The organism is Campylobacter concisus (genome assembly GCF_002913945.1).
In the GTDB taxonomy this organism is placed as follows: domain Bacteria; phylum Campylobacterota; class Campylobacteria; order Campylobacterales; family Campylobacteraceae; genus Campylobacter_A; species Campylobacter_A concisus_P.
This window is the reverse complement of the sequence record NZ_POZK01000017.1, coordinates 125,665-151,314: the sequence shown is the minus strand read 5'-3', so window position 1 is coordinate 151,314 and position 25,650 is coordinate 125,665. Positions and strand designations below refer to the sequence as shown.

27 protein-coding genes are annotated in these 25,650 nt (G+C 37.6%); 14 read left to right on the top strand and 13 right to left on the bottom strand.

Annotated features, from left to right (window positions below; translation table 11 throughout):
- Positions 1–89: 89 nt before the first annotated feature.
- Genes CYP64_RS03960 through uvrA form a run of 3 tightly spaced genes read right to left on the bottom strand, consistent with a single transcriptional unit; the run spans position 90 to position 4,753 of the window.
- Positions 90–860, bottom strand: coding sequence for a polysaccharide deacetylase family protein (locus CYP64_RS03960; RefSeq protein ID WP_103648754.1), 771 nt, complete (start codon positions 858–860; stop codon positions 90–92).
- Entirely contained in the window at positions 857–1,906 is a 1,050-nt protein-coding gene (locus CYP64_RS03955) for a glycosyltransferase family 4 protein (protein ID WP_103648753.1), read from the bottom strand. Before CYP64_RS03955 ends, CYP64_RS03960 begins: the two co-directional genes overlap by 4 nt.
- A gap of 3 nt (positions 1,907–1,909) precedes the next feature.
- Positions 1,910–4,753: an excinuclease ABC subunit UvrA gene (gene uvrA / locus CYP64_RS03950; RefSeq protein ID WP_103648752.1), complete on the bottom strand. Its 2,844-nt coding sequence runs from the start codon at positions 4,751–4,753 to the stop codon at positions 1,910–1,912.
- 172 nt (positions 4,754–4,925) lie between these two features.
- Here uvrA and CYP64_RS03945 point away from each other — a divergent pair, with 172 nt between their 5' ends.
- From CYP64_RS03945 to CYP64_RS03880, 14 genes are all read left to right on the top strand, one after another.
- Entirely contained in the window at positions 4,926–5,210 is a 285-nt protein-coding gene (locus CYP64_RS03945; RefSeq protein ID WP_103579661.1) for a 4Fe-4S dicluster domain-containing protein, read from the top strand.
- A 103-nt stretch (positions 5,211–5,313) separates the two neighbouring features.
- A complete protein-coding gene (gene ndk / locus CYP64_RS03940; RefSeq protein ID WP_103648751.1) occupies positions 5,314–5,727 on the top strand; it encodes a nucleoside-diphosphate kinase in 414 nt (137 codons plus the stop codon).
- Positions 5,728–5,741: 14 nt separating this feature from the next.
- Positions 5,742–6,101, top strand: coding sequence for a hypothetical protein (locus CYP64_RS03935; RefSeq protein WP_103648750.1), 360 nt, complete (start codon positions 5,742–5,744; stop codon positions 6,099–6,101).
- A gap of 11 nt (positions 6,102–6,112) precedes the next feature.
- Positions 6,113–6,259, top strand: a complete 147-nt coding sequence (gene rpmF / locus CYP64_RS03930) for a 50S ribosomal protein L32 (RefSeq protein ID WP_002942540.1) — start codon at positions 6,113–6,115, stop codon at positions 6,257–6,259.
- Positions 6,260–6,262: 3 nt separating this feature from the next.
- Positions 6,263–7,252, top strand: a complete 990-nt coding sequence (gene plsX, locus CYP64_RS03925) for a phosphate acyltransferase PlsX (RefSeq protein ID WP_103648749.1) — start codon at positions 6,263–6,265, stop codon at positions 7,250–7,252.
- A gap of 3 nt (positions 7,253–7,255) precedes the next feature.
- On the top strand, positions 7,256–8,263 hold the full coding sequence (locus CYP64_RS03920) for a beta-ketoacyl-ACP synthase III (protein WP_103648748.1): 1,008 nt from the start codon (positions 7,256–7,258) through the stop codon (positions 8,261–8,263).
- 236 nt (positions 8,264–8,499) lie between these two features.
- Positions 8,500–9,099 (top strand): peroxiredoxin, encoded by a 600-nt coding sequence (locus CYP64_RS03915; protein ID WP_021091673.1) that lies wholly within the window; start codon positions 8,500–8,502, stop codon positions 9,097–9,099.
- A 130-nt stretch (positions 9,100–9,229) separates the two neighbouring features.
- A complete protein-coding gene (locus CYP64_RS03910) occupies positions 9,230–10,312 on the top strand; it encodes a PilZ domain-containing protein (protein ID WP_103648747.1) in 1,083 nt (360 codons plus the stop codon).
- 8 nt (positions 10,313–10,320) lie between these two features.
- The gene (locus CYP64_RS03905) at positions 10,321–12,609 is read left to right on the top strand and encodes a helicase HerA domain-containing protein (protein ID WP_103648746.1); all 2,289 of its coding nucleotides are present in this window, start codon (positions 10,321–10,323) and stop codon (positions 12,607–12,609) included.
- A 58-nt stretch (positions 12,610–12,667) separates the two neighbouring features.
- Positions 12,668–13,279, top strand: coding sequence for a glycerol-3-phosphate 1-O-acyltransferase PlsY (plsY, locus tag CYP64_RS03900; RefSeq protein ID WP_103648745.1), 612 nt, complete (start codon positions 12,668–12,670; stop codon positions 13,277–13,279).
- On the top strand, positions 13,276–13,602 hold the full coding sequence (locus CYP64_RS03895) for a dihydroneopterin aldolase (protein WP_084109539.1): 327 nt from the start codon (positions 13,276–13,278) through the stop codon (positions 13,600–13,602). The genes plsY and CYP64_RS03895 overlap by 4 nt, the downstream gene beginning before the upstream one ends.
- Before the next feature lie 76 nt (positions 13,603–13,678).
- Complete coding sequence (gene hsrA, locus CYP64_RS03890) at positions 13,679–14,350, top strand: homeostatic response regulator transcription factor HsrA (RefSeq protein WP_021091657.1); 672 nt, start codon at positions 13,679–13,681, stop codon at positions 14,348–14,350.
- A gap of 38 nt (positions 14,351–14,388) precedes the next feature.
- On the top strand, positions 14,389–15,606 hold the full coding sequence (locus CYP64_RS03885) for a sensor histidine kinase (protein WP_181001680.1): 1,218 nt from the start codon (positions 14,389–14,391) through the stop codon (positions 15,604–15,606).
- 2 nt (positions 15,607–15,608) lie between these two features.
- Complete coding sequence (locus CYP64_RS03880; RefSeq protein WP_103648744.1) at positions 15,609–17,057, top strand: Ppx/GppA phosphatase family protein; 1,449 nt, start codon at positions 15,609–15,611, stop codon at positions 17,055–17,057.
- 143 nt (positions 17,058–17,200) lie between these two features.
- Here CYP64_RS03880 and CYP64_RS03875 read toward each other — a convergent pair whose 3' ends face one another.
- From CYP64_RS03875 to CYP64_RS03830, 10 genes are all read right to left on the bottom strand, one after another.
- Positions 17,201–18,079 (bottom strand): excinuclease ABC subunit A, encoded by an 879-nt coding sequence (locus tag CYP64_RS03875; RefSeq protein ID WP_103648743.1) that lies wholly within the window; start codon positions 18,077–18,079, stop codon positions 17,201–17,203.
- Positions 18,076–18,393 (bottom strand): flagellar motor switch protein FliN, encoded by a 318-nt coding sequence (fliN, locus tag CYP64_RS03870; RefSeq protein ID WP_087586144.1) that lies wholly within the window; start codon positions 18,391–18,393, stop codon positions 18,076–18,078. Before fliN ends, CYP64_RS03875 begins: the two co-directional genes overlap by 4 nt.
- Positions 18,390–18,809 carry a chemotaxis protein CheX gene (locus tag CYP64_RS03865; protein ID WP_054197109.1) on the bottom strand — a complete coding sequence of 140 codons (420 nt, stop codon included), beginning with the start codon at positions 18,807–18,809 and terminating at the stop codon, positions 18,390–18,392. The genes fliN and CYP64_RS03865 overlap by 4 nt, the downstream gene beginning before the upstream one ends.
- Before the next feature lie 78 nt (positions 18,810–18,887).
- Positions 18,888–19,637 (bottom strand): tryptophan synthase subunit alpha, encoded by a 750-nt coding sequence (gene trpA / locus CYP64_RS03860; RefSeq protein WP_103648742.1) that lies wholly within the window; start codon positions 19,635–19,637, stop codon positions 18,888–18,890.
- Entirely contained in the window at positions 19,630–20,811 is a 1,182-nt protein-coding gene (gene trpB, locus CYP64_RS03855; protein WP_103648741.1) for a tryptophan synthase subunit beta, read from the bottom strand. The genes trpA and trpB overlap by 8 nt, the downstream gene beginning before the upstream one ends.
- Positions 20,804–21,415 carry a phosphoribosylanthranilate isomerase gene (locus CYP64_RS03850; RefSeq protein WP_103648740.1) on the bottom strand — a complete coding sequence of 204 codons (612 nt, stop codon included), beginning with the start codon at positions 21,413–21,415 and terminating at the stop codon, positions 20,804–20,806. The genes trpB and CYP64_RS03850 overlap by 8 nt, the downstream gene beginning before the upstream one ends.
- Entirely contained in the window at positions 21,415–23,019 is a 1,605-nt protein-coding gene (gene trpD, locus CYP64_RS03845) for an anthranilate phosphoribosyltransferase (RefSeq protein WP_103648739.1), read from the bottom strand. Before trpD ends, CYP64_RS03850 begins: the two co-directional genes overlap by 1 nt.
- 85 nt (positions 23,020–23,104) lie before the next feature.
- Positions 23,105–23,677, bottom strand: coding sequence for a recombination mediator RecR (gene recR / locus CYP64_RS03840; RefSeq protein WP_103628964.1), 573 nt, complete (start codon positions 23,675–23,677; stop codon positions 23,105–23,107).
- Positions 23,674–24,930 (bottom strand): ArsS family sensor histidine kinase, encoded by a 1,257-nt coding sequence (locus CYP64_RS03835; RefSeq protein WP_103648738.1) that lies wholly within the window; start codon positions 24,928–24,930, stop codon positions 23,674–23,676. The genes recR and CYP64_RS03835 overlap by 4 nt, the downstream gene beginning before the upstream one ends.
- On the bottom strand, positions 24,927–25,598 hold the full coding sequence (locus CYP64_RS03830; RefSeq protein ID WP_021091583.1) for a response regulator transcription factor: 672 nt from the start codon (positions 25,596–25,598) through the stop codon (positions 24,927–24,929). The genes CYP64_RS03835 and CYP64_RS03830 overlap by 4 nt, the downstream gene beginning before the upstream one ends.
- Between the last annotated feature and the right edge of the window lie 52 nt (positions 25,599–25,650).

The window sequence follows — 25,650 nt, the reverse complement described above, 5'->3', positions numbered from 1 at the left end:
GCGAAATATCTAATCAGAAGCGATTCTCCAGATCTCACAAAAAACATATAGCCAAAAATAAGAAAATTTTTACCAATTAATTTAGTTCACTAAGACCTTATCGCCGCGTAGATCGAACCTAAAATATCATTTTGATATATAAACATAGTCTTTTTTAGCCATTTTTCATCACGTTTTGTCACTATCCGTTTTATCTCTTCAAGATTGCCATCAGCTTTATTAATGCCACGTTTTGTCGTAAAAAACGCCTTATAACCATGCTTTTTGGCCGCTATTAGATACTCGTCATTATATTTGCCACGCGGCCAGCAAAGCGCGTCGTCCTCAAAGCCAAAATTTTTCTTCATAAACTCACGGCAAAGACCAAATTCCTCGTCCAGACTAAGCTGCCCAAAATATCCATCAAAATGACCGTGCGTATGTGAGTGAAAGTAAAAACAATCGCTCATTTTCTCAATCTGCTCTAAATTTAATATCACATCTTGTGGCCTACTTGGAGCAAGCCTTTTGCACTCGTTGTGATCAACATTTAAAAAGCTAGCAGGCCTCAACTCATGGGCCTTTTGCGCTGCCTCTATCCAGCCAGTTATTATAAATATATTTGCTTTTAGTCCAAATTCTTTCACTATAGGATAGGCATAGATGTAGTTATCCATCCAACCATCGTCAAATGTTATGCAAACGCTCTTTTTAGGCACTTCAAGCTTGCCTTTTTTGTAAGCGATAAATTCATTTATACTTAGTGTTTTATAGTCATTTTCAGCTAGGAATTTCATATGCGATCTAAACTCATCCACGCTACTAGCGATAAAACCGCTCTTTTCAAGCACGTGGTGATACATTAAAACTGTTACGCTCATTTCGCAAGTTCCATATATAAATTTTGAGTGTTTTCTATCATTTTTTCGATACTAAAAATTTCTTTTACGTACTCTCTGCCAAACTCGCCCATCTGCTTTCTTAAATTTTCATCCAAAATAAGCCTTTTAAGCACCTTTTTTAGCCCCTCTTTATCGCCATTTTGAAATAAAAATCCACTCTTTCCGTCGCTTACTGCCTCGCCAAGACCACCCACGTCGCTTCCGATAGTGGCTAGCTTGCACGAAGACGCTTCAAGCAACGCTCCACCGATAGCCTCCATATCTGAAGGTAACACACAGATATCAAGTGAGCCCAAAAAATCGCTCACATCGGTTCTGTTGCCAAGCATGAATATATTTTTTTTATCTTTTATACACTCTTTTAGGTTCTCATTTTGAGGACCGTCACCTATGATAAAAAGAGCTGAATTTTCCAATTTTAGTTCACTAAATGCATCAATTAAGAGCTTATGATTTTTAGCTGCTCTTAGCACTGCCACGATGCAAACACCAACCACATCGTCACTTAGACCAAATTCTTTTTTCATATTTATCTTAAATTCTGGTGTGTACTTTTGCGTATCAATGCCAGTGTAAATTTTTAGCACCTTCTCTTTTTTCACGCCTCTTTTTATAAGATCCGCGCATACTGAGTCACACACGCCGACTACTTTTGTACTTAGATTATAAGGCAAAGGCGATGTTATAGGCAGCTGCAAATGCCTAGTGCGAACCACACTAACGCTGCAAATTTTACCTACAATCGCTCCAATGGTACCGTCCTTTCCTGAGTGGGTTGAGATAATTTTTATATTATTTTGCTTTACAAATTTGCAAATTTTTAAAATTTCAAAGATATTAAAAGACTTTTTGAGATTAAACTCAACGAATTCACACTCTATTTGCTTCTCAAAGCTTTTTGAGCCAGGATTTAGTCCATAAAAAACCTTAAATTTACTCTTATCTAGTCCGTTTATCACACGCTGCGTACGGTGTTCTTGCCCACCAAATCCAAGAGAGCTTTCAAGCTCAAGTATATTTATCATCTTCTACTCTTTAAATTCTTTCATTTTCTTCATCTCCTCAAGCTCTTGCGCTAGAAATTCTCCAGTGTAGCTACCAGTTTTTTTATAGTTTTTAGCTACTTCTTTTACGTTGCCGCACGCTATCACTTTACCACCTTTTGCGCCGCCTTCCGGTCCCATATCAACGATGTAGTTACAGTTTTTAATAACATCCATATTATGCTCGATCACAAAGACTGAATTTCCAAGATCAACTAAGTGATTTAGCACCTTTACAAGCCTATCGACATCGGCAAAATGAAGTCCCGTCGTTGGCTCATCAAGGATATAAAGCGTATTTCCAGTGTCACTTCTACTAAGCTCTTTTGCCAGCTTCACGCGCTGCGCCTCGCCGCCACTAAGTGTGACTGCATTTTGTCCAAGTGTTATGTAACCAAGCCCCACGTCTTGCAGTGTCGTGAGCTTTGAAGCGATCTTTGGCACAGCCTTGAAAAACTCAACCGCCTCATCTATACTCATATTTAGCACTTCGGCGATATTTTTGCCTTTGTATAAAATTTCTAATGTTTGAGCGTTATATCTAGCGCCATTACAAACGTCACAAACCACGTTAATATCAGGTAAAAAGTGCATCTCGATCGTGATCTCACCCTCGCCTTGGCACTTCTCGCAGCGCCCACCTTTGACATTGAAACTAAAGCGCCCTATTTTATAGCCTCTAAGTTTAGCTTCTTTGGTCTGCGCAAATAAATTTCTTATCTCATCCATCACACCAGTATATGTTGCCGGATTTGAGCGTGGGGTACGGCCGATTGGGCTTTGATCAAGATAGATCACCTTGTCTAAATTCTCAAGTCCGTGTAAATTTACCCCAGCTATCTTTTTAACTTTTTTAGCTCTATTTAGCTGCTCCTGCGCCTCTGGAAGCAAGGTCTGAAGTATTAGCGAACTCTTGCCAGATCCTGAAACGCCTGTGATACCCACAAGGTTTCTAAGCGGAAATTTAGCGGTTAAATTTGAGATGTTATTGATATTTACATTTGAAATTTCGAGCCACTTCTCAGCTTTTCTGTTTTTTTGATAGTCGATCTTTTTCTTACCATTTATATATAAAGCAGTCTGTGTGTCTGAGTTTAAAAGCTCTTTTGCCGTGCCTGCAAAGACCACATTACCGCCAAATTTACCAGCTCCAGGGCCGATATCCACGATATAGTCAGCCTCCTCTATCGTCTTTTTATCATGCTCGACAACGATTACGGAGTTGCCTTTGGCTTGCAAATTTCTAAGCGTTTTTATGAGCTTTAGCGTATCGCGCTCATGAAGGCCGATACTTGGCTCATCAAGCACGTACATGACGCCACTTAGCCCGCTTCCTATCTGGCTCGCTATCCTGATGCGCTGCGCCTCGCCGCCACTGATCGTCCTAGCATCACGTCCGAGCGACAAGTAGCCAAGCCCCACGTCATATAAAAAGAAAAGTCTCTCATTAATCTCTTTTAAGATAGGCTTTGCGATCGCCTTGTCATAGTCGCTAAGATAGGCAAAATTTTTCTCGTTTGAAAAAAATGCGGTACAGTTTTCTATGCTCATGTCTAAAATTTCACCTAGTCCAAGGCCAGCGACCTTGACCGCTAAACTTTGAGGCTTTAGTCTATGACCGTTACAAGCATCACAAATTTTCTCGCTCATATACTCGTCAAAGTCTTTATAATCCTTCAAAAGACCATGTGAAATTTTAACAACACCATCAAACTTTCTAAGTAGTTTATTTCGTTTCCAAAAAAACTCAACTTCTTTGACATTTCCATATAAAACGAGCCTCTTTTCATCTTCGCTAAGCTCATAATAGGGCTTTTTGATATCGATGCCATTTTGCTCGCAAAAAGCAAGTAAAAATTTATAGTAATAGCTCATGTTATAGCCATAAAGTAGCTTGATAGCGCCGTTTTCTATCGACTTTTCCTCGTCGATGATCTTGCTCATATCTAGGCTGTATCTTATACCAAGTCCGTCACAGTGCTCGCAAGCGCCCTTTGGCGAGTTAAAGCTAAAGCTTAGTGGCTCAAGCGGCGTAAATGAAATTTTGCAGTCAAAACAAGCCATGTGTTCGCTATAATGTATAAAACTCTCTTTTAAGCCCAGCTCGTCGGCATTTGCGATCTCTATCTCAACCTCGCCAAAGCTCTCATTTAGCGCTTTTTCCACGTCGCTAGCAAGGCGTTCGTGATTTTGTTCATCGATGGCAATCCTATCGACGATGACCTTTATCGTGTGTTTTTTCGTTTTTGCAAGCTCGATCTCCTCATCAAGCCTCACAACCACGCCATCTATTTGTGCTCTTACAAAGCCTTTTTGACGTAAATTTTCAATTAAATCCGCCCATGTGCCCTTTTTCTCACGCACTAGTGGTGCATAGATGATCACTTTTGCGCCAAGTGGGAGCTTTGAGATTTCGTTTATGATATCGCTTGCACTCATTTTCGAGATGGGTTTGCCGCATTTATGGCAGTGCTGCACGCCAATCCTTGCGTACAAAAGCCTTAGATAGTCGTAAATTTCTGTAATCGTACCAACCGTCGAACGAGGGTTTTTAGAAGTCGTCTTTTGATCGATCGCAATAGCAGGCGTTAAACCCTCGATCTTGTCAACATCAGGCTTGCCCACGCGGTCTAAAAACTGTCTAGCATAGCTGCTAAGGCTCTCCATATACCTTCTTTGCCCCTCAGCATAGAGCGTATCAAAGGCTAGTGTACTCTTGCCACTTCCGCTAAGGCCGGTAAAGACTACTAGTTTGTTTTTTGGAATTTCAAGATTTAAATTTTTAAGATTATGCTCGCGTGCGCCAGTTATTTGTATAGTATCATTCATAAATTTATATGACCTTTTTTGAAATTTTAACCTATAAATTTAGTCTAAAAGTGATAAAAACTTTATAAAAGAGTTTTTATAACTAAGCTTGAAAGCAAATTTAAGAGTATATTTATATCATTTTCAGCTTTTTTTGATATTCTACGCCAAAATTTTATTTAAGGAGAAAAAAATGTCTGTAAAAATAACTGATATATGCATAAGCTGTGGCTCATGTATTGATGAGTGCCCAGTTTCAGCTATTGTTGATGATAGCGATAACCCAACTGGAGAAGACACTTACTATGTTTATTCAAACAAATGTGTTGAATGTGTAGGCTACAACGACGAGCCAGCCTGTGCATCTGCCTGTCCAACTGACGGCTGCATCGTCTGGGACGCAGTGGTAGCAGGACAACCTTCACGCGATCAGATCGGTGCTGACTCTCGCACTGGTAGCACCCCAGTAATCCAATAAATTTACAAATTTTAGGCTCAAATTTGAGCCTATTTTATTTTTAAGATTTATTTGATATAATTGCCAACTTCATTATAAGTAACCTAAATTTTAAGGAAATTTTATGCAAAGAACACTTTCTATTATTAAGCCTGACGCTGTTAAAAAAAATATTGTTGGAAAAATCATAGACAGATTTGAAAGCAATGGCTTAAGAGTCGCTGCTGCAAAAAAAATCAAGCTTAGCAAATGCGATGCAAAAGCATTTTACGCAGTTCACAAAGATAGACCTTTTTTCAATGATTTAGTTGATTTTATGGTAAGCGGACCAGTTGTAGTTATGGTTTTAGAGGGTGAAAATGCAGTTGCTAAAAACCGTGATCTAATGGGTGCAACTAATCCGAAAGAAGCAGCTCCTGGTACTATCAGAGCTGATTTTGCTGATAGCATTGACGCAAACGCAGTTCACGGAAGTGACAGCCTAGAAAATGCTGTAAATGAGATAAATTTCTTCTTTGCTTCAAGAGAAATTTGTTAATTTTAGGCTAAATTTTGAAAATTTCTTTTTCTAAAGTAACAGTTCAAGGGGTTAACTTTGAGCTGGGAAGAAATAATAGTTTAGAATTTAGTGGAATTTTAAAGAAAAAAGACCCTTTTTTAGTAAAATGTCAAGGCACTATAAAAGGTGAGATAAAATATATTTGCGATCGATGTGGTGATGAATTTATGTTGCCAGTTGATCAAAACGTAGAGCTAAATTTAAGCGATGGAGTCTATAAAGATAACGAAAATGAGCTTAGTGATACGATGGAATTTTATGACGGCAATATTGATTTAATAGAAGTTTTTGAAAGCGAACTAGAAGCTTTTAAGAGCGATTATTTTTATTGTGAAAAATGTAAAAATTTATAAAGGAGAGTAAAATGGCAGTACCAAAGCGTAGAGTGAGTCATTCTCGTGCAGCAAAACGCAGAACACATTACAAAGTTACACTTCCAGTACCTGTAAAAGACAAAGACGGTTCTTGGAAAATGCCTCACCGCATAAACAAAACAACAGGTGAATACTAAAATATGATTCGCATTGCTATTGATGCTATGGGTGGTGATTTTGGCGCAGACCCAATAATATCTGGTGTTATTGAAGCGCTAAAAGAGACAGAATTTAAAGCTATATTAGTTGGCAATAGCAATGCCATAAAACCACTCATTCCACAATCTTACTTAAAAAATATCGAATTTTTAGAGGCTTCAGAAGTTATTTCTATGTCAGATAGCGCAACTGATGCATTAAAAAGAAAAGATAGTACAATTTACAAAGCAGTAGAGCTTTTAAGAAACAAAGAAGTTGATGCTGTCGTTTCTGCTGGTCATAGTGGCGCTACAATGAGCTTAGCTACACTAAGAGTTGGTAGATTAAAAAATGTTTCTCGCCCAGCTATCGCAACACTTATGCCCAATTCAAAGGACTCTGCAACCTTAGTTTTGGATGTCGGTGCAAATGTTGATTGTAAAAGCGAGCACTTATTTCAATTTGCCATAATGGGCGAAGCTTATGCAAAAGAAATTTTGTGTAGAAAAGAGCCAAAAGTTGGACTTTTGTCAAATGGCGAGGAAGAAAGCAAAGGTAATGAGGTTAGCAAAGAAGCCTTTAAACTAATTTCTAGACTTGATAGCTTTGTTGGCAATGCAGAGGGTAACCAAATTTTTGATGGCAGCATAGATGTCATGGTTTGCGATGGTTTTATGGGAAATATTCTTTTAAAAACTAGCGAAGGTGTTGCTGATGCGATAGGCAAGATAATCAAAAAACAAGTCAAAAGATCGCCTCTTGCTATGGCTGGTTCAGTACTCATGAAAAAAGTATTTAAGACTCTTAAAAAACAAGTAAGCTATGATGAGTACGGTGGCGCACCTCTTCTTGGTGTAAATGGTTGCGTCATTATAAGCCACGGCAAGAGTAATTCAAAAGCCATAAAAAATGCCACCTTTCAAGCAATCAAATTTGCCAATTCAAATATAAATAAAGTCATTGAAGAAGAACTTTCACACTTTGCAAGGTAAAATATGCCAAAAGCTTCGTTAATATCTATCGCATCTTATGTTCCAGAAAAAGTTATGACAAATTTTGACTTTGAAAAAATAGTTGAAACAAGTGATGAATGGATAGTTAAGCGAACTGGAATCAGACAAAGGCATATTGCGACAAATGAAATAACGAGTGATCTTGGCACTAAGGCTGCCGAGATAGCTATAAAGCGTGCTGGCCTTGATAAATCAGATATTGATGCGATAATATGTGCCACAATATCGCCTGATCATCTTTGCATGCCATCAACTGCTTGCAAAATAGCTGCAAATTTAGGTCTAAATTACGGTATCACAGCATTTGATATAAGTGCAGCTTGCACAGGTTTTATCTATCTTTTAGAACTTGCAAATTCTCTTATCATGAGTGGTACCAAGAAAAATATTTTAATAATAGGGGCTGAGAAATTAAGCTCAATTATTGATTATATGGATAGAAGTACTTGTATACTTTTTGGCGATGGTGCCGGTGCGGCTATAATTAGTGCAAGTGAAGAAAATGAGATTATTGATATTCACACAGCAAGCGATGGCAAACAAGCCGAGCTTTTAATAACACCAGGGTGCGGAAGTGCCTTCCCAGCTAACGAAGAAATGCTAAAAAATAGACTAAATTTTATCCACATGAGTGGAAATGAGGTTTTTAAAATAGCAGTTCAAACACTTAGCAAAAGTGTGATAGAAATTCTACACGCAAACAAAATGCAAAGTAGCGATGTTGACTTTTTTATACCGCATCAAGCAAATATAAGAATAATAGATGCAGTAAAAGATAGGCTAAATTTTAAAGATGAACAGTGTGTTTTAACTGTCGCCAAGTATGGTAATACAAGCTCTGCGTCAATTCCAATGGCAATAAATGATGCCTATGAAGAGGGTCGTATAAAAAATGGATCGATCTTACTTTTGGATGCATTTGGTGGCGGTTTCACATGGGGATCAGCGATTCTAAAATTTGGTGGAAAAAATTTTAGCGACTTACAATAATTACAGTAAGTAATCCTCTAAATTTTTAGTAACGCTTTTACTAATTTCTTTCAAATATTCTCATCAATAAATTTTTAAAAATTCAAATTTTTACCACTTTTAACAAAATCCATTTTCTGTTTTTACCAATAACACTAAATTTGCTAAACAAAAATTTCTAAAATATATTTAAACTAAATTTAATTTTGAATAGATATAATTTCGCAATCAATAAAATTTATTATTAAGGAGAACAAATGTTAGTAACAAAAAAAGCACCTGATTTTACAGCTGCAGCAGTTTTAGGAAACAATCAAATTGTAAATGATTTTAATCTTTATAAAAATATTGGCGAGAAAGGCGCAGTTGTATTTTTCTATCCAATGGATTTTACTTTTGTTTGCCCAAGCGAAATTATCGCATTTGATAAAAGATATGACGAGTTCAAGTCACGTGGTATCGAAGTTATCGCAGTTTCATGCGACAACCAATTTTCACACTTCGCATGGAAAGAGACTCCAGTAAACAAAGGCGGTATTGGCAAAGTTCGCTTCCCTATCGTAGCTGATATGACAAAATCAATCGCTCGCGGATTTGACGTACTTCTAGAAGATGCTGGTGTGGCACTTCGTGGCTCATTCTTACTAGACAAAGATGGCACTGTTCGCCATGCAGTTATCAATGATCTTCCACTTGGCAGAAACATCGATGAGATGATAAGAATGGTAGATACTATGCTATTTACAAATGAGCACGGCGAAGTTTGTCCAGCTGGCTGGAACAAAGGTGATGCTGGCATGAAACCAAGCACTGAAGGTGTTGCTGACTACCTTTCACACAACGAAGGCAAATTATAATTCAAAAATTTCTAGGCAGCTTTGCCTAGAAATTTTTTCTCTCTGCATATTTCTGCATATTTAAATATTTTTTTAATATAACTTTCTATATTATAGTAAAAACTTTAACTAATAACTTTCCGGAGACCCAATGGATTTTAAGGGCAGGCAAGAGCTTGTAATAAATTGCGAAGACAGCATACTTAAATTAAGAGATAAATTTATCAATGACGGTATCAAATTTTGTAGGCAGCTAACATTTATCGTGCCGCACGATCAGGTAAAAATTTGTCTTGAAAACATCTTTGATACACTGCTTATTCAAAAGCCAAATGCTACACAGCTACAAGATGATTTAAATAATCTAATACCAAAATCAAACGCAAGAGACGAATTAATCAATTTTCTACTTTTAAATTTGACCTTAAATTTTAGTCACTCTTGCGACAACAGTACCTTCGTAGGTTATTTCGTAAATGCCGTTTCAAGAATCAAAGAAATTTTATGTGACGTTAAAGACCAGCAGGAAACAAATGTAAAAGACATGATCGAAACCGGAACATTTTTTTATGAAGATCCGATCAATACATTCACTCGCATGAAAAAAGCCAAGGTAAGGCCTGAGCTTTTAAATTTATATGATGGACTAAATATAAAATATGAGGCTGAAATTTTAGAAGTTAAGGAAGATAGTGTCGTTTTTCGTGTGGATATGATGCAAATTTTAGCCATGAAGCAAGACGGCAAAGGTTTTATTTTGCCAAATAGCTTTTTCTCAAAGCCATTATGTGCTGATATTGTTAATTACAATATAGTTAATAAAGGCGTCACTCTTTCAAATTTCTTACGAAATACAACGATGTACGCATATAAAAGAAAATTCCAACGTATCTTGCCAAATCGTTTCACCAAAACTATTATCAAAGGCAAGCAAGACAAGATCGAAGGTAGCCTTTATGATGTTTCTGAGGGCGGCATAAGCGTATTAAGCCCGCAAACTACAAATTTTCAAGATGGAGAAGAACTAGAAGCGACCTTTGAAATCTTAATCGCGCCAGATAAAGTAAAAAACGTGACTTTAAAGCTAAGACTTGTTACAGAGCTAGCATATAAAGGCTATATAAGATACTGCATGAAGCTTATTGATGATGATGAAACGATAAAAGATTTTACGCAAAAGCGCATAAAAGAGACACTTGACGAGCTTCGCTCACGTATAAATTTATACGAATAAGGCAACTAGTGAAAACAATACAAGAAAATTTAAAACTTTTTTATATCGGGCTGAAAGACAAAGAACTATTTTTTTATAAAAATAAGGATCTAACCACCCACGCAGCCATCATCGGTATGACAGGTAGCGGTAAAACAGGCCTTGGTATCACTCTTTTAGAAGAAGCCTGCATAGATAATATCCCTTCCATCATCATCGATCCAAAGGGCGACATCACAAATTTAGCTCTCACTTTTCCGCAGATGAGAGCGGAGGATTTTTTACCATACGTCGATGAAGCAGAGGCCACAAACAAAGGTCAAAGTGTAGAGGAATTTGCCGCTGCTCAGGCCGAGCTTTGGAGAAATGGCATAGAGTCGAGCTTTCAAGATCTTGAGCGAGTAAAAATTTTAAAAGAAAGCGCTAGCTTTAACATCTACACACCAAAAAGTTCAGCTGGCATAGGCGTGACGCTACTTAGCGACTTTGCCTGCCCAAATATCAATGACGAAGAAATTTTTAGCAACTATATAAATTCGCTTGCAGCCTCGGTATTATCTCTCATTGGTATAAATTCCGAGGACATGAATTCAAAAGAACAGCTGCTTATTTCAACCATATTTGAGACTAAATTTAAAGAGCAAAAAGACGTCAGTATAGAAGAGCTCATAAATTTCATCGCAAATCCGCCTTTTAAAAAGATAGGCGTTTTTGACGTCGATACCTTCTATCCAAGCAGTGAGCGCCTAAAGCTTGCCATGAAGATAAACGCGCTCATCGCAAGCCCAAGTTTTAAGGGCTGGACGCAGGGCGTTAGACTTGAAATTTCAAAAATGCTATTTGATGAAAACGGCAAAGCAAAGTGCAATATCTTTACGATCTCACACCTAAATGACGCTGAGAGGATGTTTTTTGTCACCCTTTTACTAAACGAGATCATCGCGTGGATGCGCGGCACCGAGGGTACTAGCTCACTTAGAGCGATCCTTTATATGGACGAAATTTTTGGATTTTTCCCACCAAACGCAAACCCTCCATCAAAAACACCGATGCTTACACTTTTAAAGCAAGCTCGTGCATTTGGTCTTGGCTGCATCTTAAGTACGCAAAACCCAGTCGATCTTGATTATAAAGGCCTTAGCAACATCGGCACTTGGTTCATCGGCCGCCTCCAAACAGCGCAGGACAAAGCCCGCGTTATAGACGGACTAAGCGGCATCGCTGGATCAAATCTAGATAAAGCTTCGCTTGAAAACCTCATATCAAATTTAGCCAAAAGAAATTTCTTACTTAAAAATATAAACGAAGATGGCTTAAACGTCATCTCCACGCGCTGGGCACTTAGCTATCTAAAAGGTCCGCTCAGCCGTGAGCAAATTTCAAATTTAATGAAAGATAAAAAAGAAAATTTAAGTACTCAAAGCGTAGATAAAAGCGAGATGAAATTTAGCATAAAGCCTATCATTTCAAATGAGATCACACAACTTTATGCTAACTCAAAAAGCCTCACGCCAAATTTATTTGCAAGTGCGAAGGTGAGAATTTATGACACCAAAAAGGGCATCGATAGCGTTTATGAAGTAAGCTATCTTTATGAACTAAACGAAAATGACAATGAGCCAAACTGGGATGAGGCTAGCGAAGGCATGCATGTTGATGCAAACAAAAATGAACCAAGTGACGCAAGCTTTGCAGCTGTGCCAAATTTCATTTTAAAAGCTAAAAATTTTGACAATATCCAAAAAGATTTTAAAGAGTATCTGTATAGAAATTTCAAATTTAACACCTTTGAAGCATTGGGAATTTATTCAAACAACAATGAAACAAAGGAGCAGTTTTATATTAGGCTTCAAGATAAGTGCAATGAAATTTTAGAAGAACAAACTGCAAAACTCACGGCTAAATTTGAAAAAGAGCGAAAAAGCCTACAAGACAAGCTAAACAAGGCTCTAGCAAAGCTTGATAAAGAGCAAAAAGAGATGACCACAAGTGGGCTTGATGCTGCCATAAATATAGGCGCTAGCATACTTGGAGCGATATTTGGCAACAAGCTTTTATCTCGTCAAAATGCGGGTAAAATCGCATCGAGTGCAAGAAGTGCAAATAGAGTCTTAAAAGAGCGAAGTGACGTCAAGCTTAGCGAGCAAAGCGTAAATGACATAAATTTAGCCATTAGCGAACTTGAAGAGAAATTTGAAAAAGAAAGCGACGAGCTAAAAAAAGCAAATGATATAAAAAATATTGCTATAAATGAAATACAAATTTCACCAAAGAAAAGCGATATCTATGACGAGAAAGTCGTGCTTTTATGGAGATGATTTATAAAATAATTAGTATTTTTTTACTATCATTTCTGTTAAATTTAAAAGGTAAAATATGCAAAATTTAATACTTTATGCCGTTAGCTACCTGCTTGGCAGCATCCCATCAGGACTCATACTAGCAAAAATTTTTGGCCATGTTGATATAAAAAAAGAGGGCAGTAAAAGCATAGGCGCGACAAATGTTTTAAGAGTTTTAAAACAAAAAGATCCAAAACTAGCCAAGAAACTAGCCATTTTAACGATAGTTTGTGATGTGTTAAAAGGCGTTTTACCACTCATGGTCGCCTCTTCTCTTGGTGCAAGCCAAAGTGTGCTTTGGACTATGGCGGTTTTAAGCGTGGCTGGACATTGTTTTTCTATATTCTTAGGATTTCAGGGCGGCAAAGGAGTCGCAACTGGAGCTGGAGTGATCGCATTTTTCTTACCAGTTGAAATCATTATTGCTCTAGCTGTTTGGTTTGTGGTCGGAAAATTTTTAAAAATTAGCTCTCTTGCTTCACTTTGTGCGTTGATAGCTCTCATAACATCAAGCTTTATAATCCATTCAGAGTTAGATGAAATCTATACACACGCTCCGATACTAATTATCGCATTTTTGGTGGTTTATAAACACATACCAAATATCGTTCGTTTAATATCCGGTAAAGAGAAAAAAGTCGTATGAAAAGCGAGATGACGACGATCATTAAAGACTATAAATTTGAAACGATCATTGGAATGCTTGATTTTGAGCGAGTCGCTAAGCAAGAGGTGCAAATGAATCTAGAAATTTGCTCAACTGGTTTTATTGATTATGTTTTAATTATTGACTTTGTTAAAAATTTTTATAATGAAAGACAGTTTCAAAGCGTTGAAGAGTCGCTTGAAGAAACTAGCAAAGCATTAAAAGAGAAATTTGGCTCACTAACTAGCCTTAAAATGGAAATTTTAAAAACTGAAATTTTACCAAACGCAGTTGTTGGAGCAAAAATAAACACTATTTTTTAAAAATTTATTAAACTATCTTGAAATATTGCTTAATTTATGATACAATCGCCCATAAATTTTAGTTTAAGGAAGCAAAATGCGTATTTTAATAGTTGAAGATGAAGTGACGCTAAATAAGACGATTGCTGAGGGTTTGCAAGAGTTTGGCTATCAAACTGATAGCTCTGAAAATTTTAAAGATGCTGAGTACTATATAGGTATCAGAAATTACGATCTAGTTTTGACTGATTGGATGCTTCAAGATGGCGATGGCATAGATCTTATAAATATCATCAAACACAAATCTCCACGCACTTCAGTTGTAGTTCTTTCTGCAAAAGATGACAAAGAAAGCGAAATAAAAGCACTTAGAGCTGGAGCTGATGACTATATCAAAAAGCCATTTGATTTTGACATCTTAGTAGCTAGACTTGAAGCAAGACTACGCTTTGGCGGCACAAATATTATAAAAATCGATGAGCTCATTATCAATCCAGATGAAGAGAAAATCACATATTTAGGTCGTGACATTGAGCTTAAGGGTAAACCTTTTGAAGTCCTAACTCACCTTGCAAGACACTCAGATCAGATCGTATCTAAAGAGCAACTACTTGATGCTATCTGGGAAGAGCCAGAGCTCGTCACTCCAAACGTTATTGAAGTCGCTATCAACCAAATCCGCCAAAAAATGGACAAACCACTAAATATTTCAACAATTGAAACTGTTAGAAGACGCGGATATAGATTTTGTTTTCCCAAAAAAGCCTAAGGAATAGATTTATACTACAATTAGCATCTGGTGCTATGATGCTAATTGTAGTTATTTCGGTAATGCTTTATCACTATATAAGGGTTACTGTTTTTCAAAGTGTAGTTAATGAGCTAAACTATCAAGCAGAAGCTTATAAAAAAAATCCTCAGAATTTCAATCCTTTAAATTCAAAAACATTTACGATAGAAAATCCAAACAAAACCCTAGCAACGATAAAAACAGACGAGCCGCAAGATAAAGAAACATATATCATAACGCAAAAATCAAAGGATCAAAGTAAAACTTTTTTAATAACAAAACTCGATGAAAGTAGTTATTTAAGCCTAGAAAAAGATACTACTCTTCAAGCTCATATAGTAGAAGAAATTTTTATAGATATTATAATCGTAAATGTATCAGCGATACTTTTGGTACTTTTTTATGCACTATTTTTATCAAGAATGCTTTTAATACCTATAAAAATTTTGAGTCACAAGCTTACAAATTTAGATGAAAAATTTCTTCATGAGATCGATATAAAAAGTCTACCAGATGAGTTTTTACCGCTTGGACAGAGCATAAATAGGCTAATCTCTCGCATCCAAACATTTGTCTTATACCAAAAAGAACTTTTTGTAGGTGTGGCACATGAGCTAAAAACACCGCTGGCTGTAATGAAAACAAAAAATGAAGTTACGCTTTTAAAACCACGCGAGATTGAAAAATATATCGAAGCTCTAAAATCAAACAATGAAGCTATAAACGGCATGAACGCGATGATAAGTTCCGTGCTTGAGATCGGCCGCCAAGAGGGAGCTCAGTTTGAAGAGCCAGTAAATACTGATGTTATAGGATTTTTAAAAAAACTTGCAAAAAACTATGAGATACTTGCAAAAAATGATGAAAAAAATATAAAGCTGGACCTAAAACCAGAAATTTTAAATCTAAAAATACAAACTAGCTTGCTAATTCACATTGTGCAAAATTTTGTTCAAAATGCCATTAAATTTTCACCAAAAAATAGCACCATTAAGATTAGCTCTAAGCTCATAAAAAATAAATTTATCATCGAAGTAATAGATGAAGGAATAGGCATAGATGAGAGTAAAGATTTATTTGCTCCATTTAAAAGATACGGCGACAAAGGTGGTGCTGGGCTTGGGTTGTTTCTAGCTAAAGGTGCAGCACAGGCTCTTGGTGGCGAAGTAGACATTAAAAATAGAAACGATAGAAGCGGTGCAGTCGCAAGCCTAGTTTTAAATATAAAAGGATAAAAATGGCAAAGAGAACCGCAGTAATAGATCTTGGCTCAAATTCCATGCGAATGGCGATATTTGAGAGAACGTCACGCTTAGCATTTTTTATACTAGCTGAATATAAAAAAAAGGTTCGCCTAGGTGAAGGCGGATATGGCTCAAACAATGAAATATCCGAAAGCTCGATGGAAAAAGCGCTAAAGGCTTTTAGAGAATTTTCAAATATCATAAAAAGCTACAAATGCAATAAAGTCTTATGTGTTGGTACTTCAGCGCTTAGGGACGCTCCAAACGCAAATGTTTTGATTTCTCTTTTAAGAAAAAAACTTGGCATAAATTTAAAAGTCATAGACGGCAAAGAAGAGGCTACTTTTGGTGCAATCGCGGCCAAGAATTTACTCCATAACATCGCTGAATGCGTCACTATTGATATCGGTGGCGGATCAACTGAGCTTGCCAGAATAAGCAAAGGCAAAATAATAGATACGCTCTCACTTGACATTGGTACAGTTAGGTTAAAAGAGCTTTTTTTTGATAAGAAAAACTTAAATAAGTTGCCAAAATTTTTAGAACAAGTTACAAAACAGATAGATGAGCGATTTAAATGCCAAAATATAATCGCTATTGGTGGCTCTCTTAGAGCGATATCATCTGCTATAATGAGCAAAAATTTATATCCGCTCTCATCACTGCATGGCTTTTGCTATAAGCTTAACGACGAGCAAGCCTATATCGAGAGCATCGCAAATATTAGCGTGCTTGAGCTAAATAAATTTCCTATTAAAAAAGATAGATACGACACCATTAGAGAGGGTGCACATATCTTTTTGGCCCTCGCCAAAGCTCTAAATGCCAAAAATATTATAACAAGTGGAGTTGGCGTAAGAGAGGGAGTGTTCTTAAAAGATTTTTTACGCCCTAGCCTTAAATTTCCGCAAAATTTTAATCCAAGCATCAAAAGTTTGCAAGATCGTTTTATATTATCATGCAATAAATCTGTCACAAGATATGCAAAAGATATATTTATGGTATTAAAAAAGCTTCACGGTCTAAGTGATAACTATCTTGAAGCGCTTTTAGTTGCTGCAAAACTTCACAATGTTGGTCAAGAGATTGGCTTTTATGGTGATCATAAAAACTCAGCCTATATAGTCTTAAATGCCTTAAATTATGGCTTTCCGCATGAACAAAAAGCATTGATTGCAGTAGTAATTGGCACAAACGGAAAGAAAAATATCTATGAATTTGAACGGTATAAAAATTTACTTCCAAAAGCCGAGTGTATAAGATGGCTAAGTTTTATACTCTCACTTGCAAAGGCACTTGATCTAACCTGTGAAAGGCTAAATTTAAACTTCGAATTTAGTGGGCATACGCTAAAAATAGAAGGTGCAAAAGAATTTGCTATGGCAAAAGAAGAGATAAAAAAGATCACAAAACCTGAAATTTTTGCTATTTCGTTTGTATAGATTTTGAAACTAGCTTTAAAGTATAAAATTTAAACGTGAAAGCAACTTAAAAGCTCTTTATAATTAGGCAACAAGTAAGGTTAAAAATTAAATTTTACTCAGACCAAGACATACTTATTGGATGAGAATTTTAGCTAAAACTACTAAAATTCTCCGCTCATTTTATCTTTATAGTTACTTAAACTATTTTTTCGCTCTTCTAAAAATGAGCTTAGTTTTTTCTTGTTCTCTTCGAAAAATATAGCAAAATCTTGCTCATTTTGTATCTTGTCTTCACCAAAGCTATCAAGCATTACATTTGAGCTACCAACTATCACCAAATAACGCCTATTTTCATAGCTTAATAGCATTAGCTTATTCGTGCGATCAAGATACTTTTCATATATTATATTGACGTTACTATTTTGATTTTTAAGTAGCCAGTTCATTGATTTTGTATCATTTTGAGACTGATTTCTAGGTGCTTTAAATCCGCCAAAATCATTACTCTTTGAAGTAATATATCTTTTAAATACATATAAAAATATAAGAAGCGCAATAAGCACACTTAAGACTATAAAATACCTTGAGTCTATATTCAGCATAGGCTCTTCATCTATCTTTGGAGTGCTAGGGCTCTCTATTTTTGCACTAGCTTGAGGCATATTTTGTATTTGAGGTTTTGTATTTTTTAGCGTTACACGAATGCGGAGTCCAAAGCTATCAGTTGTCTTTGAAGCGTTTACAATAATAGCATCGTTTGAGCGCAAATTTAAAACTAGCGAGTTTTGCTTTGGCTCTATCTCTAGCTCTTGAATGATTTTTGAGTTTATATCCTTGCTAGTACTTTGATCATAACTTAGCGAATTTAATATCAAAGATGTCGTATTTTTTTCACGTTTTTGGAAGATATTTCCCTCGTAAGGCGCATCAAAACTAAGCATAATATCAACTCTATCGTTACGTTCATAGATATTATAAGCTAGTAAGTTTGAAGCAAAAATTTGCGTTGTAAAAAAAAGCAAAGCTAATATAAATTTCATAAAAGCTCTTTTTTGAAGTATTGAATAACTGACTTTGAATCCAAAATTTCATTTATCCTGATGGCTAAATTTTTCTCATAAACCATTACTTCACCTTTTCCAAAAATTCTATTATTTATATATAGCTCCACGCTCTCACCAGCTGGCTTTTCGAGGTCTATGACCGAGCCAGCTTCGAATTTTAAAAGCTCATTTATGCTAACTGTGGTAGTTCCTAGCTCAGCTATAAAGTCAACACTGATATCCAAAAGCTCATCATAGCTCTTAAAAAGCCCTAACTGCTCTAGTGTCTCTATCGCACTTTCTTCGCTCATTGTATATCGTAGCCTATTTGAAATGTTCTATTTTTTATTTTATATATAAATTTCTCTTTTAGCTTTATGCCAAAATTTTCAACTTCACCCAAAAATTCAGGCGTTCCTAGTTTGTACGCATTTGGCTCTTTTTCATTTAGTAAATTTTTAGCTTTGCCGATGATTTGATTAGCTATCTCTTTGCAAAGATCGTCCAGATCGCCACCATCAACATCTTCGTGACCAAAAAAGGCATTCATGAAAATTTTCAAAGTATCTTTTTTAAAAAATAGGTAAAAATGATATTCGCTTTTACCCTTATAGACTGGTATGCTAGCTCCGTAAAATCCTTTACCTAGACTCTTACCAAACTCTAAATCTAGTCCTAAAGTATCCTTGCAAAGATAGCTTGTAGCTTCATCTATAACTTTTCTCATATCTCTTCCTTAAGACTTGAAATGCATTTTCAATTATACTTTGGCTTTACTAAATTAGCTATAAATTTATTAAGCATTTTAAAAGAGTTTATCTATCTCTTTTACTAGCTTTTCACCGCTAAATTCGGCACAAAGCTTAACTATTTGCGTACCTATGATTGCTCCATCAGCATATTTTTTTACCTCATTAACATCATCTTTGTTTTTTATACCAAAGCCCACAGCCACTGGCAGATCACTCTTTTTCTTAAGCTCTAGAACTAAATTTTTTATCCTATCTTCATCAGCCCTTTTTGAACCGCTAACGCCGATTGCGCCAAGAGCGTAGATAAATCCTGAGCCAAATTTTAAAATTCCATCCGCTCTACTGCCAGATGTGACACTGATAAGTGGTATCAGGCTTAAATTTAGCTCCTTACATTTTAGAGCAAACTCCTCGCACTCCTCGCAAGGCAGATCCGGAACGATAAAGCCGCTAACTCCTGCCTCAACCGATCTTTTGAGAAATTTATCAACGCCGTAAGCAAAGATGATATTAAAATAAACCAGAAAAACAAGTGGCTTTGTCACTTTTGCCTTGCAACTCTCAAGCATGTCAAAGACAACGTCCGTATTTACGCCATTTTGCACCGTCTCAAAGCTAGCTTGCGCGATGAGTTTGCCGTCAGCCAGCGGATCAGAATAAGGGATACCGATCTCGACTAGATCAAGCGTGCTCTCATCTAAATTTTCTAAAAATTCCTTCGTTTTTTCTAGGCTTGGATATCCAGCTACGATGTAGCCGATGTTTGCCTTTTTGCCGTTAAATGCGCTTTTGATCTTATCCATAAATTTTTCCTTTTTCATAGCCGATAACTGTGTTTATGTCCTTATCGCCCCTGCCTGAGACGTTTACGACGATGACGCTTTTTTTATCAAGTTTTGGGCAAAGCTTTTCTAGATATGCCAGTGCGTGCGCGCTCTCGATGGCTGGGATGATGCCCTCCATCTTGCTTAAGAAATAAAGAGCGTTTATGCACTCATCGTCAGTTACAGCTTCGTATTTTACCCTTTTGATGTCGTTTAAGTGGGCGTGCTCTGGACCGATACCTGGGTAGTCTAAGCCTGCTGAGATGCTGTGAACTGGCGAGATCATGCCATACTCGTCTTGCAAGACCGTAGTTTTCATGCCGTGGATGATGCCGGTTTTGCCTTTGCTAAGCGTAGCAGCGTGATAAGGGGTATCTATGCCAAGGCCGCCAGCTTCTATACCTACTAAATTTACGCTCTCATCGTCCAAAAACGCACTAAAAATGCCAATAGCATTACTGCCGCCACCAACACATGCGATGACGTAGTCGGCCTTTTTGCCATACTCTGCAAGCTGGGCTTTGGCTTCTGTGCCGATGATGCTTTGAAAGTCACGCACGATCTTTGGATATGGGTGTGGGCCAACGGCTGAGCCGATGACATAAAATGCGCTCTCTATCTCATTTACCCACGCTTGTATGGCCGCCGTAGTCGCCTCTTTTAGCGTTTTTAAGCCGTCTTCTACGCTCACCACCTTTGCACCAAGAAGCTGCATGCGAAAGGCATTTAGCTGCTGTCTAGCCACGTCTGTTGCGCCCATATATACATCACACTCTAAGCCCAAAAGTGCTGCCGCAGTCGCTGTCGCCACGCCGTGCTGACCAGCTCCAGTCTCAGCTAAAATTTTCTTTTTGCCCATTTTTTTAGCAAGTAGCGCTTGAGCAAGGGCGTTATTTATCTTGTGCGCACCCGTGTGGTTTAGATCCTCTCTTTTTAGGTAAATTTCATGTCCGTAGTGCTCGCTTAGGCGCTTTGCAAAAAAGAGCGGACTAGGCCTGCCAACGTAGTTTTTAAGCAGATCATCAAGCTCGTCTTTAAACTCTTTTGTCTTTGCGATGCTCTCATAAGCATTTTCTAGTTCATCAAGTGCAAACATCACCGTCTCAGGCACGAACTGCCCGCCAAATTTTCCAAAATATGCTTTACTATTCATCTTCTACCTCACCTATGATCTTTAAAATTCTCTCTATCTTTTGTGCATCTTTTATGCCGTTTTCGTCCTCGACTTTGGAGTTGATATCGACTAGATATGGCTTAAATTTCAGCGCCTCTTTGATGTTGTGCTCGCCTATGCCCCCAGCCATGCCAAATTTAAATTTAACCTCTTTTAAAATTTCCCACTCAAAGCTAGTGCCATTTCCACCAGCATTTTCGCCCTTGCAGTCAAAAAGAGCCATGTCAAAATGCTTAAAATCAACCTCTGGCAAGCTATCTTTCACGCTAAAAACCTGCCAGATTTCTTGCCCCATATCTTTTAAATTTGCATGCAAATTTTCACTGATCACTCCATGCACCTGAGCGACGTCAAGCCCTGCAAACTGGCAAATTTCCATTATCTCACAATCACTTTGCTCCGCAAAAACACCAACTACTTTTTTGCCCTTGCTGTGAGCAAATCTCGCTATCTGCCTAGCTAAATTTAGCTCAACCCTTCTTTTGCTTTTGGCAAATATTAGTCCGATAAAATCAACATCCAAAGCGCAAACCGCACTTGCCTCATCTAGCGTTTTGATACCACAAATTTTAACTAGCGCCATTACGCTTGCGCCTTTATAAACTCTTCATAAAATTTATATACCTTGCCGCTTTTTATCGCCTCAAGCACTATTTTTTTAGCCTCGTCTGGGCTCTTAGCGCCATCAGCTGCGTAGAGTGCGAACATCGCATTAAAGACCACGATGTCAAATTTTGCCCCCTGCTCCTCGCCCTTTAGCGTGCGTATCAAGGTTTTGGCGTTTTCTTCTGGTGTGCCGCCATCGATATCGCTGTGAAGCGCTCTTTTAAAGCCAAACTGCTCTGGCGTGATGCTATACTCAAAAATTTCGCCATTTTTTAGCTCCACAACGCTTGTTTCACTACAAAGCGTGATCTCGTCTAGTCCGTCATCGCCGCGAACGACCAAAGCGTGCTTTCTGCCAAGGATCTTAAGTGTCTGGGCGTAGAGTTTTAGAACGGGCTTATGATAGACACCAACTAGCTGATTTGTAAGGTTTAAATTTGGATTTAAAAGCGGTCCAAGCACGTTAAATACGGTTCTTATGCCAAGTCTTTGGCGCACTTCTCTCACCTCACCAACTAGCGGATGGAAAAATGGCGCGTGGAAAAAGGCTAAATTTTTACTGGCTAAATTTTCACGCTGTTTTGCCAGTGATTTTTCACTTTTTACGCCTAAAATTTCAAGCACATCAGAGCTGCCAGACTTGCTTGAAACTGCCTTGTTGCCGTGTTTTGCGACCTTTATGCCAAGGCTTGCAAGGATAAATGCAACTGTAGTTGAGATATTTATCGTCTTAAAGCCATCGCCTCCAGTGCCGCAAAGATCGATCATAGGCGTATCGTCGCGGTAAGTTTGCGAGTATTTTAGGATATTTTTTGCAAGCGCAGCGAGGCTTTTTGGATAGAGGCTCTTTTCGCTAATGAGCACCAAAAGGGCTGAAAGCTGCACGATCTCGTACTCTTTGCTGGCTATTATCTCGCAAATTTGCTCAAAGTCGCTATCATCAAGCGGGATGTTCTCTTGAAGCTTGATAAGATATGGCTTGAGTGAGCGAATTTTAGGCTCTTTTACCTCTTTTTTTGCCTTGTAATTTACAAAATTTTCAACGATCTTTTTGCCATATTGCGTGAAGTAGCTCTCTGGGTGAAACTGGATCCCAAAGATCGGCTTATCTTTAACGCTAAGTGCCATAACTACGCCATCATCGCTCACCGCGTCAGCGCTCAAGCTAGCTGGGAGCTCATCAATATAAAGTGAGTGGTAGCGCATAACCTCAAAGCGCTCAGGCAGCCCAGCAAAAAGTGGCTCTTTGTTTTTCACGTTGATAAATGAGGTTTTGCCGTGTAGTGGGTCATCTAGTCTTTTTATCTTTGCGCCAAAACTAAGCCCTATAGCTTGGTGTCCAAGGCAAATTCCAAGCACCGGCACGCCAAGGTCTGCCCCCAAAATTTCTAAACAGACTCCGCTATCTTTTGGGTGTTTTGGCCCTGGGCTTAAAATGATCTTGCTTGGGTTTAGTTTTTTGATCTCGTCAAGCGTGATCTTGTCATTTCTAACGCATCTAACCTCTTCATCTGTAAGCTCTTTTACATATTGCTCAACATTAAAAACAAAACTATCGTAATTATCTATGAGTAAAATCAACCTATATCCTTTAAATTTAGCAGCGGTTGAGCCTTGGCTAAATTTCTATAAATTTAGGCAAAATTATAACTAAAAGAAAGTTTAATTAGGCTTTTGTACGGCTTTCGTAGGCTTTTAAAAGTGAAAGCATATCAACGTTTTCTAAATTTACACCAGTTGGCACGCCTTGAGCGATCTTGCTAAATGAAATTTCATTCATGCCAAGCTTATCCTCGACATAAAGCATAAGTGCGTCTGAATTTAGCCCTGGTGTAAAGGCAAAAACGACCTCTTTTGAGCCATTTTGCTTGATAGCATTTCGCAACCTCTCTATCGCCTCTTCGTCGATCTCGTCAAGTACAAAATAAAGTCCATTGTAAATTCCATTTTGCTCAAAAACCAAGATATCTTTTGGGCTCTCAACCAGCAAAATAACCTCGCTATCCCTACTCTCGTCGCTACAAATGTCGCAAATTTCATTTTCGCTTAGCCCACCACAACGCTCACAGCGCTTGATAAATCTTACCGCGTCTTCGATATTTTGAGCGAGCCTTAGCCCTGCAAAGCTATCTTGCATGCAGACAAAATAGGCAAACCTTGCGGCTGATTTTTTACCAACACCAGGGAGCTTTGCAAAAGACTCAGTTAGCTCGTTAAATTTTTCTAAGCCTCTTTTCATACTCGCTTCGCCTTTGATCTAAGTAAAATTTTAAAAACGTGATAACCATCTTCGTAGTTGTAAGCAAGCTCAAATTTTTGCATCTGACAAATTTGCTCAATGATATAGAGTCCAAGCCCCATACCGCTTCCTGCACTCACCTTATCGCCACGCACAAAGGCTTGTTTGTAGTAGTCAATTGGGTGATTTAGCTTTTTACCTAAATTTTTAACTGCTATAAATTCGCTATCGCAGATCAAAATAGCCTTTTTATCCTCTGCGTATTTTAGGGCATTGTCTATCAAATTTTTAATCGCTAAGCTAAAAAGCTGAAAATCCACTCTTAAAATAACGTCGTCTTTGATATCGCAGCTCACTCGCTCTTCAAATTTATCAAGCATGAGCATATCTTGCACTTGCTCTAAAATGAGCGAGAAATGGCACTCTTGATAGTTTAGTGCGTAGCTTTTAGAAAGGAGCTGCTCGACCTTGCTAAATTCATTTATCAGCATCTCAAGGCGCTCAAAAACGTTTATGAGCCTCATCTTTTGGGTCTCGTTTGCGACCATTTCAGAGACGATCCTGCCTTTGCCAATCGGAGTCTTTAGCTCATGCATAATCGCACGCAAAAATAGCTGCCTTGAGCGGATGAGCTCTCTGATCTTGCAAACGGCATTATCAAACTCAACAGCGACTTGTCCGATCTCGTCTTGCTCGTTTTCATTTAGCCTAGCTGTCATCGCCATTTCCATATTTCCGCTGGCAAATTTTCTGATGTCTTTACTAAGCCTTCTAAGTGGCGAAAGACTTCTGAGAACCGAGACATAAAGTGAGATGAGAAGGGCTGAAACTATCAAAAATGCGACCCAAAGCGGATCATTTACGTGTCTTGCGTCGTTACTTTCAAGAAGCAGCTGAAAAGACGGGTTTTTAATAAGCAAATACAAATCGCCTTTGTAATTAACCGATTGCACCACTCCAAGAGGTGTATGCTGCGTAAAAACAACAGTCCCGTTTGTAGCTATTGAAGTGGCTAAATTTTTATTTCCAACATACTCTAAGTAAAAATTTTTAAAATAATGTTCTAAATCTCTTGGAGGATTTCCGCGTTCATAGAGTGCGACAAGATAGTTCATCGCACTTATTTGTCTATCCTTTAGTTTTTCTAAAGCGCTCTCTTGCTGAATGTTTGCAAAAGTTACAAAGAGCAAGCACATCAGCGAGAAAGCTATGGCAAAGATAATAGTTATCTTCGTAGTTATGGAATATTTCATCCGATAAGCTTATATCCTATGCCTCTTACTGAAAATATATGTTTTGGGGCTTTTGAGCTATCACCGATTTTTGATCTAAGGCGTCCGATAATAACATCTAAGCTCTTTGAATCTTTATCTTTTAGGCTTTTGCAATTATAAACTAGCTGTTCGCGTGATACTGAAAAGCTGTGTTGCTTAATGAGATAAGTTAAAATTTCATACTCAGCTGGAGTAAGTGCCAACGGCTCATTGTTAAAGTAAATCTCGTGACGCTTATCATCAATCCTAAATGCGCTATCAACGACCTCTTCTTGTACTTCATTTGTCTTTTTATATCTTCTTATAAGACTTGTAATACGAGCATACATCTCTTTTGGATCGTATGGCTTTGGCAAATAATCATCAGCACCAAGCTGAAGTCCAACAACCTTATCGCTAATATCACTTCTAGCCGAACTTATGATGATAGGAATGTCATATTTTTGGCGAATTTCTTTACAAACCTCAAGCCCATCAATGCCCGGCAAAGTAAGATCAAGTATTAACAAATCATAGTTTTTTATCCCAGCACTAAGTCCTAAATATGGATCTTCAAAATTCGTAACTTTTATATTAAAACTATCAAGATATTCAGATAAAATTTGTGCAAATTCTGGATCGTCTTCTATCATTAAAACATTAACCATGAATTATCCTTTTTATTAAAAATAGTAGAGATTATACGGCAAAAATGTAAAT